8 protein-coding genes are annotated in these 7,947 nt (G+C 64.3%); 1 reads left to right on the top strand and 7 read right to left on the bottom strand.

Annotated elements, in window-relative coordinates; genetic code table 11:
• On the top strand, positions 1-2,273 hold a 2,273-nt coding region (locus A2J01_RS36630; protein WP_064113978.1), incomplete at its 5' end, for an ATP-binding protein.
• A gap of 21 nt (positions 2,274-2,294) precedes the next feature.
• Here A2J01_RS36630 and A2J01_RS27205 read toward each other — a convergent pair.
• From A2J01_RS27205 to A2J01_RS27175, 7 genes are all read right to left on the bottom strand, one after another.
• The gene (locus A2J01_RS27205) at positions 2,295-3,122 is read right to left on the bottom strand and encodes an ABC transporter permease (protein WP_064113976.1); all 828 of its coding nucleotides are present in this window, start codon (positions 3,120-3,122) and stop codon (positions 2,295-2,297) included.
• The gene (locus A2J01_RS27200) at positions 3,119-4,126 is read right to left on the bottom strand and encodes a daunorubicin resistance protein DrrA family ABC transporter ATP-binding protein (RefSeq protein WP_003941960.1); all 1,008 of its coding nucleotides are present in this window, start codon (positions 4,124-4,126) and stop codon (positions 3,119-3,121) included. The genes A2J01_RS27205 and A2J01_RS27200 overlap by 4 nt, the downstream gene beginning before the upstream one ends.
• A gap of 88 nt (positions 4,127-4,214) precedes the next feature.
• Positions 4,215-5,354, bottom strand: coding sequence for an o-succinylbenzoate--CoA ligase (menE, locus tag A2J01_RS27195; protein WP_064113977.1), 1,140 nt, complete (start codon positions 5,352-5,354; stop codon positions 4,215-4,217).
• On the bottom strand, positions 5,351-5,653 hold the full coding sequence (locus A2J01_RS27190; protein ID WP_003941976.1) for a DUF3349 domain-containing protein: 303 nt from the start codon (positions 5,651-5,653) through the stop codon (positions 5,351-5,353). The genes menE and A2J01_RS27190 overlap by 4 nt, the downstream gene beginning before the upstream one ends.
• A gap of 4 nt (positions 5,654-5,657) precedes the next feature.
• On the bottom strand, positions 5,658-5,993 hold the full coding sequence (locus A2J01_RS27185; RefSeq protein ID WP_003941853.1) for a DUF3349 domain-containing protein: 336 nt from the start codon (positions 5,991-5,993) through the stop codon (positions 5,658-5,660).
• A gap of 54 nt (positions 5,994-6,047) precedes the next feature.
• Positions 6,048-6,311 carry a hypothetical protein gene (locus tag A2J01_RS27180; RefSeq protein WP_003942079.1) on the bottom strand — a complete coding sequence of 88 codons (264 nt, stop codon included), beginning with the start codon at positions 6,309-6,311 and terminating at the stop codon, positions 6,048-6,050.
• Between the two features lie 15 nt (positions 6,312-6,326).
• Positions 6,327-7,526: an inorganic phosphate transporter gene (locus A2J01_RS27175; RefSeq protein ID WP_007728486.1), complete on the bottom strand. Its 1,200-nt coding sequence runs from the start codon at positions 7,524-7,526 to the stop codon at positions 6,327-6,329.
• Positions 7,527-7,947: the final 421 nt, after the last annotated feature.

Genomic DNA, 7,947 nt, shown 5'->3' with positions numbered 1-7,947 from the left:
TGGTCCTCGTGGAGTTGGCGTCGTTGCGCAGCAGCGAAGATGTCATCGCGGCCATCGGAGGCACCCTCGGAATCAGCGAATCCGATCTGGCGCCAGGCAAATTGACCGTCGGCCGAACGCATTCGGCGAGAGAGCGACTCAAAGAGGCGCTGTCCGCCGGTCCGATGTTGCTCATCCTCGACAATTGTGAGCACGTGATCGGCGCGTGTTCGGAGATCGTGGCCGAGATGATCGCGGCCGGTCGTCAGCTGACGGTTCTGACCACCAGTCGTTCTCCGCTCATGATCAGTGCCGAGGCGGTGTACCCGTTGCCGCCGTTGGCGATCGACGACGGAAGCGGCTCGGCAGTCGAACTCTTCTCGGCGAGAGCCCGTGCGGTGCGGCCGTCTGTTCATCTGGACGTCGACGCGGTAGTCAAGCTGTGTACGACGCTCGACGGACTCCCGCTGGCGATCGAGCTCGCTGCCGCGCGGGTCCGCACCATGAGCGTCGACGAAATCGGTTCGAGACTGCGAGACAGGTTCGCGTTGTTGCGCTCCGATGATCCGACGTCTCCGGATCGGCATCGCACCCTGCACGCGGTGATCGACTGGAGCTGGAATCTGTTGGGCAGCGGGGATCAGATTGCGTTGCGTCGATTGTGCCGATTCCCGGCCGGCTTCACCCTTTCTTCGGCGCAGGCCGTTGCCGGGTGGGGCGAGTTGACCGATGTGGCAAGTGCCGTCGAAGCGCTGGTGAATCAGTCACTTCTTTCCGTCAGCGACGGGCAGGGAGATCTTCGGTACTACATGCTCGAGACTGTCCGTGAATACGGCGAGGAGCAACTCGCCGCGTCCGGGGAGGGACCGGAAGTGATTCGGCGCCTCGACGACTGGGCGATTGCGATCGCCGAGGATGCCGTCGTGCGTGCACGGACGGATCAGCTCCGTCTGATTGCCGACCTCGACGCCGAGCACGACAACCTTCTGGCTGTACTGCGCTGGGCCGTGGAACGCGGCGACGCGGTGACCGTAGCCAACGTCTTCCCCGTCCTTGCGATTCTGTGGGCCGTACGAGGATCGAACTCGGAAATCTCGAACTGGGCGTCGAAGATCGTCGGGGCGACCGTGGACAACGATCTGCGCGACGTGAATGCAGAACTGGTGGGCGCTACGTTCATCCTGGTGGCGATGCATCTCTTCTTCGGAGAGGCCGATCGAAACCATGCCCGTGCGCGGATCCGACTTCGAAAGCTGTTGCGTGAGCGCGATGATCTCGGTCCGTTGTTCGCATTTCTGATCAAGCTGACCACGAGTGGGATCGCCAACCACAAACTTGCGCGGTTGGTGGCCGAAGGCGTTCGCAGTTCCGATCCCGAGACCCGCATGGCGGCGTTGTCCGCGCGTTCGAACATGCGGGAGAACATCGGAGATCTGCGCGGTGCATTGCTGGACGGGGAGACTCTGTTCGACTACGCCACCAGCATCGGTGACGAGTGGGGTCTGGCGATGGCGGCCCAACATGTCGGGTCGGTTCACAGCCAATCCGCCCGCTATGGCGAGGCCATCGAGTTCTACGCGATCGCGGCGGCGTCGATGGAACGCCTCGGTGCGCGTGACGAGGCGATGCAGCTCATCTGCTTTCAAGCCGGAGCAATGATCGCGGCCGGTGACACCGCTGGTGGTCGGGTGCTTCTCGATCGTGCACGTCCGGCATTGGCGCATTCGGGTGGGACCGGGGCCATCGAAACCGATCAACGGCGCGCGGCGCTCATAGCGAGTATCGCCGAGGCGGATCTCGCGGACGGCCGTATCGACGAGGGCTTGGCTCGGTATCGAGAAGCGCTGGAGCTGTTGGGTTCTGCGATCGAGAACATCTTCGGTGATCCCTTCGTCGTTCTGCTCGGTGCCGCGGCTGTGTGCGCTCACGCAGTTCACGGCCGGCACGAACTGGTGGCGGGCCGCGTTCTGCAGATGAAGGAGTCGAGTGCTCTCAAGCTCGATCCCAACGGTTACGCGGACCTGCCACTCGCCGGTTCGTTGGCGTCGGCGATCGGGTCGTTCGATCTTGTCACGGGCAACATCGAACGCGGAGTCGAACTGATGGCTTTGTCGTTGAAAATGCCGGGGAGACAAGACTTCGTCTCGCTCCATCACGCGCGCCTCTCCGACTTCGCGGTTGGTCTGGTGGGAGCCGACAGGTGGTCTGTGGAAACCGAGAAGGTATCGGGTTACTCACGCAGAGCGGTCCGCGAAGCAGTGTTGGCTGCGCTTCGCGGACCGGTGCTGGATTAGGTCTGGACGATGGTGCGGGACTTATGTCTTGCGCATGTACATCCGCACGGTCAAAGGTGCCATGACGGCAACGATCACCGCGGCGCCCACCAGCGACCACACGACGTGGATACCGAAGTGGCCGTCGTTGGCCAGCTCGCGAACCGCGGTCACCAGGTGTGAGACCGGATTGACGTTCACGAACTTCTGAAGCCAACTCGGCATGGTGGCAGGATCGACGAACGCATTCGACAGGAACGTCAGCGGGAACAGCACGAGCATCGAAACACCCTGCACCGTGGACGCTTTGTTCATCAGCACGCCCATGAGAGCGAAGATCCAGCTGATGGAGAACGCGCACACCATGACCAGGATCGCGGCAGACAGAATGCCGACCACGCCGCCTGCGGGGCGGTAACCCATCGCGAAACCGACGATGAACGTGATGGTCGTGGCGATGCCGTAGCGCACGACGTCGGCGAGCAATGCACCGGACAGCGGGGCGATACGAGCGATGGGAAGGGACTTGAAGCGGTCGAACACGCCCTTGTCCATGTCCTCACGAAGCTGCGTGCCCGTGACGATGGAACCGGTGATGACGGTCTGGATGAGGATGCCGGGGATGATCGTCGGCAGATATGCCGTCACGTCACCGGCGATCGCGCCGCCGAAGATGTAGGTGAACATCAACGTGAAGATGATCGGCTGGATGACGACGTCGAACAGTTGCTCGGGGTTGTGCTTGATCTTGAGAATTCCGCGGTACGCCATCGTGAACGTGTTCGCGAAGCTCTGCTGCAGGCTGATGCGGCGGGGTGCGGCATCCGGCTGGGCTATCGGCGACCGGGGTTTGGTGAGGGTGGTTGTCATGCGACGCTCCGATCGGAGTCGTTGTCGGACTGGGCGTCGTTGCGCCCACCGTCTTCGGGCTGGTGCCCGGTGATGGTCAGGAACACTTCGTCCAGGCTGGGTTTCTGTACGTTGATTTCGTCGACGGCGATACCTTGCTCACGCAGACGGATCAACAGGTCCGCCGTGATCGACGGGTCGCTGAGCGGGGCGGTGATCCGCCCGACCTCGGGAGTGACACCCACCTCGACGCTCAGCGCAGCGGCGATGAGCGAGCGAGCCTCCTCGGTGCGATCACGATCGACCAGCTTGAGTTGGAGCGAGGAGATCCCGACCGAAGCCTTGAGTTCGTCGGCGGTGCCGTTGGCGATCACGCGGCCGCGGTCGATCACCGCGATGCGATCGGCCAGTTGATCGGCTTCGTCGAGGTACTGCGTGGTGAGCAACACCGTCGAACCCTCGGCGACGAGTCGCCGGATGGTCACCCACATCTGGGCGCGGGTGCGCGGATCGAGGCCGGTGGTGGGCTCGTCGAGAAACAGCAGCGGCGGGCGCGCGATCAGGCTTGCCGCCAGATCCAGGCGTCGACGCATGCCACCGGAGAAGTTCTTCAGCGGTTTGGTCGCGGCCTCGACCAGATCGAACTCCTCGAGGAGTTCGAGGGACTTGGTGCGCGCATCGCGGCGGCTCAGGCCGAGCAGCCGCGAGAAGATCACGAGGTTCTCGGTCGCCGTCAGATCCTCGTCGACGGAGGCGTACTGACCGGTGACGCCGATCAGGGATCGGACCGCGGTGGGTTCACGGCTGACGTCGTGGCCGAAGATGCGCGCCTCACCGCCGTCGGGGCGAAGGAGAGTGGCGAGCATGCGGACGGTGGTGGTCTTGCCGGCGCCGTTCGGCCCGAGGACGCCGAACACCGAGCCGGTGGGGACGGTGAGGCTGACGCCGTCGACCGCGCGGTGCTCGCCGAACTTCTTGACGAGTCCGTCGGCCTCGATGGCAAGAGGCGAAGCTGTGTGGTTCATGGGATGAAGCTTGGCAGACCGATCTTGCATGGACCTTGCGTGGAACTTGCGGTTACTTGCACAGCGCGCGAGGTCGGTGCTGCGGCTGCTAGCTGAACCGAGCCACCAGGGCGGCGCGGTCGAGCTTGCCCGGTCCGCGCAGGGGGAGCGCGTCCAGGACGAAGAGTTCCCGCGGCGCTGCGGTGACGTCGAGTGTCCGCTGAGCATGTGCGCGTAGTTCGTCGAGCGTCGGAGCTTCGCCCTCGGGTACGACGACGGCCACCACCCGCTGCCCCAGCCGCGGGTCCTCGATGCCGATCACCGCGCACTCGCGAACGGCGGGGTGATCGGCCAGCGCGGCCTCGACCACCTGCGGTACGACGGTCAGCCCGCCGGTGGAGATTGCCTCGTCCAACCGGCCGCTGATGCGAAGGACCCCGTCGACCACAGCTCCGGCGTCGTCGGTCCGGAACCATCCGGGTTCGGCGAAAGCGGGGTGGTCGGGAAGCCCGCGGTACCCGGACGCGAGCATCGGACCGCCCAGCAGTACTCGCCCGTCGTCGATACGAATCTGTGCTCCGGACAACGGGATTCCGTCGTAGACGCAACCGCCGGACGTTTCGCTCATCCCGTAGGTGCGGACGACGGTGATGCCCGCTTCGGTGGCCTGCGCGAGTACCGGTGCGGGAGTAGCAGCGCCGCCGAGCAGAACCGCGTCGAGCGAAGCCAGAGCCTCGACCGCGGCGCGATCACCGAGTGCCTTGACCAACTGCGTCGGCACCAACGAGGTGTAGCGGCGCGGTCCGCTCATCGCGGCGACAGCGCCCGGCAATGCTGCAGGGTCGAAACCCGCACTGACGTCGACGATCACCGGTTGTGTTCCGGCGAGGACACTGCGCAACAGAACTTGCATCCCGGCGATGTGGTGCGGGGGGAGAACCAGCAACCAGGATCCGGTGCCGCCGAGGCGTTCATGGGTCGCGTCGCCGCTGGCTCGCAGTGCGCTCGCGGCGAGCATCGCGCCCTTCGGGGTTCCGGTGGTCCCCGACGTGGCGCCCACCAGCGAGATGCCGTCGTCGATGGGCTGATCGGGGTGCAGAGCGTCGCTCAGTCGGGCCGTCTCGCGTGCGTCGGCCGCCGGGACGGGAAGCACGGCGTCGTGCACGCCGTCCAGGATCTGCGCGATGGCAGGCAGTACCTCGAAGACCGCCTCACCCTGTGGAACGGCCAGTGTGCGAAGAACGTTCACCGGACGTCCGGCCCGGCCAGCGGCCAACCACCGGCAGCCAGATGGCTTCGTACGCGGTCGACGTCGGTTTCGAGTGGCATCTCGTTGGTGATCTTCGTGATGAGGACCTGGATGTCGGTCTTCTCGATGGGCAGATCGCCGTCCTCGATCAACGCGTCGGCGACGGCGTCGACCTCGGTTTCGGAGAGTCTGCGAGTGAGGAGCGCGAAAAGTGGGATGTAGTCCTGCTCGGGGACGCCATTGGGATAGCCGGCCCGCAACCAGCCGACTATCGACGTGAGGAAGGGCGGAAGGGCCATGACGTCAGCTCACGTCTCGAACTTCGTTGTCGGTGTCCACGTCTTCGATGACCGGCCACCCACCTGCGCGCAGCCTTTCGGTGACACGATCGACGTCGTCCTCGGACGGCTCCTCGTTGAGGATTCCCTCGATGATGGCGCGGATGGTGTCGTAGTCGACGTGGCGGTCCGGCACTTCGTGTGCCGACTCGATGGACATCGAAACGACCTGCTCGATCTCCTCGTCGGTCAGACGACGACGGAGAACGGCGAGCAGCGCAAAATGATCCTTGTCCGGGATGCCCTCGGGATACCCGGCACGCAGCCAGTCGAGCACGCTGCGCAATGAATACTTGCTCAAATCCTCGGCCTCATTTTCGTTTCGGTGGTTTCAGTGGTGCGCCGCGACGACCACTCAGAAGACGTGGATTCCGAACGTGCTGGCCAAGAAGTTCTTCATCAACAACAGAATTCCGGCGAAGATCGTGACGAGCACGACCGCAAAACAGAGGTACGCACCCATTTTACCCAGGGTGGACGGTCCTTCGGTGCCGTCGGCGTTCGGCAGACTCAGCGACTTGAGGCCGAAGGCGAAGATCGCCGGCAGTCCGGCTCCGAAGAGCAGTCCGACTGCCACTACCTGCCAGAGCGAATCGAGGGTATCGGTGAGTAGATGCATTCTCTTGCGCCCCTTTCAGGAGTTGCGAGTGGGTTCGGTGGACGGAGTGGGATCAGCAGTCGGAATCTCGCGAGCCGTCGCATCCGGATTCTCGTCCCATTCGGCGGTCACGTTGGCGGCGTCTACGGGTTCCTTACGCGAACGCAGGTACATGAAGATCGCGAACGCGATGAGGGCAGCGAAGACGACGAGCACGCCGGCCAGGCCGCCGATCAGATGCGCGAGTGCCCAGCAGATGGCGCCGACCACTGCAGCCGACGGCAAGGTGATCAACCAGGCGGCGGCCATCCGGCCTGCGACGCCCCAGCGGACCTCGGCGCCCTTGCGCCCGATGCCGGTACCGAGGATCGATCCGGTGGCGACGTGGGTGGTCGAGAGGGGGAGTCCGAGGTGGCTCGACGTGAGAATGATGGCGGCGGACGACGCTTCGGCTGCCAGACCCTGCGGCGCGGCGATCTCGACAAGGCCCTTGCCCAGGGTGCGGATGATGCGCCAACCGCCCAGGTAGGTGCCGAGAGCGATCGCGACGGCACAGGTGAACTTCACCCAGAACGGCATCTCGGTCTCGGCGGTGATGGTGCCGTGAGCGACCAGGGCCAAAAAGATGACGCCCATAGTCTTCTGGGCGTCATTGGTGCCGTGCGCAAGTGAGATCAGCGAGGCGGTGCCGATCTGGCCGAAACGGAAACCGCGCTCACGCTCGTCTTCCTTGACGGATGCGGTGATTCGGTACACGAGCTTGGTACCGACGCCTGCGACCAGGGCCGCGACGACCGGCGCGAGGATCGCGGGGACGACGACCTTGGTCAGAACTCCACCCCACTCGACGCCGCCCATACCGATGGAGGCGATTGCGGCGCCGATCAATCCGCCGAACAGTGCGTGTGAGGAGCTCGACGGCAATCCGAGCAGCCAGGTCGCCAGATTCCAGATGATTCCGCCGACGAGACCGGCGAAGACGATCAGCAGCAGATCCTGCCCACTGACCGCGCCGAGGTTGACGACGCCTTTGGCCACGGTCGCAGCGACCTCGACGGACAGGAACGCACCGACCAGGTTCAGGATCGCGGAAAGTGTGACCGCAACTTTGGGCTTGAGTGCTCCGGTCGCGATGGAGGTGGCCATTGCGTTACCGGTGTCGTGAAAACCATTCGTGAAATCGAACGCGAGGGCGGTGACAACTACCACCAGGAGGATTACGAGCTCTGCGGTCACAACGTGAATTGTGCGTATCGAACGCGTAAAAGTACAGCGAACGGGATGCGAACAGGGGCTCCGCGGAGTACGTCCCCGCGCGTGGGCTGCGGCGCTGCCGTTCGCGATGTGTTCAGCGCCACGAAATCGGAACCCTGTGTGGGACCTCACTTTTTGGTCTCACTCACCGGGAAGGCACATTCGGACCGTTTTAAACGCTGATTACCTACGGGCACCGAGCGCACCGGAACAGGGGTTTCACCCCTGTTTCTCGGTGTCTGTCAGTGAGAAGGAGAGCTCCGACCGTGAAGCCCAACAAGTCCACGAAGCTGATCGTGGCACTCGCCGCGACCGCCGTTCTGGCGTCAGCCTGCGCATCGAATCGTGGTGACGATCCCTACGCCGTCGCTGTCGGCGGACCCGGCGTCAGCGCCGACCTTGC

The organism is Rhodococcus sp. EPR-134, assembly GCF_001647205.1.
Lineage (GTDB): Bacteria > Actinomycetota > Actinomycetes > Mycobacteriales > Mycobacteriaceae > Rhodococcus_F > Rhodococcus_F qingshengii.
Note: the sequence above shows the minus strand (reverse complement) of the source record. Positions and strands in the feature narration are given on the sequence as shown.

Coding starts and splice junctions, on each gene's coding strand:
- A2J01_RS27200 (WP_003941960.1), bottom strand. CDS start 4,126: ATGAACCACACAGCTTCGCCTCTTGCCATCGAGGCCGACGGACTCGTC.
- A2J01_RS27205 (WP_064113976.1), bottom strand. CDS start 3,122: ATGACAACCACCCTCACCAAACCCCGGTCGCCGATAGCCCAGCCGGAT.
- A2J01_RS27180 (WP_003942079.1), bottom strand. CDS start 6,311: ATGCATCTACTCACCGATACCCTCGATTCGCTCTGGCAGGTAGTGGCA.
- A2J01_RS27190 (WP_003941976.1), bottom strand. CDS start 5,653: ATGGCCCTTCCGCCCTTCCTCACGTCGATAGTCGGCTGGTTGCGGGCC.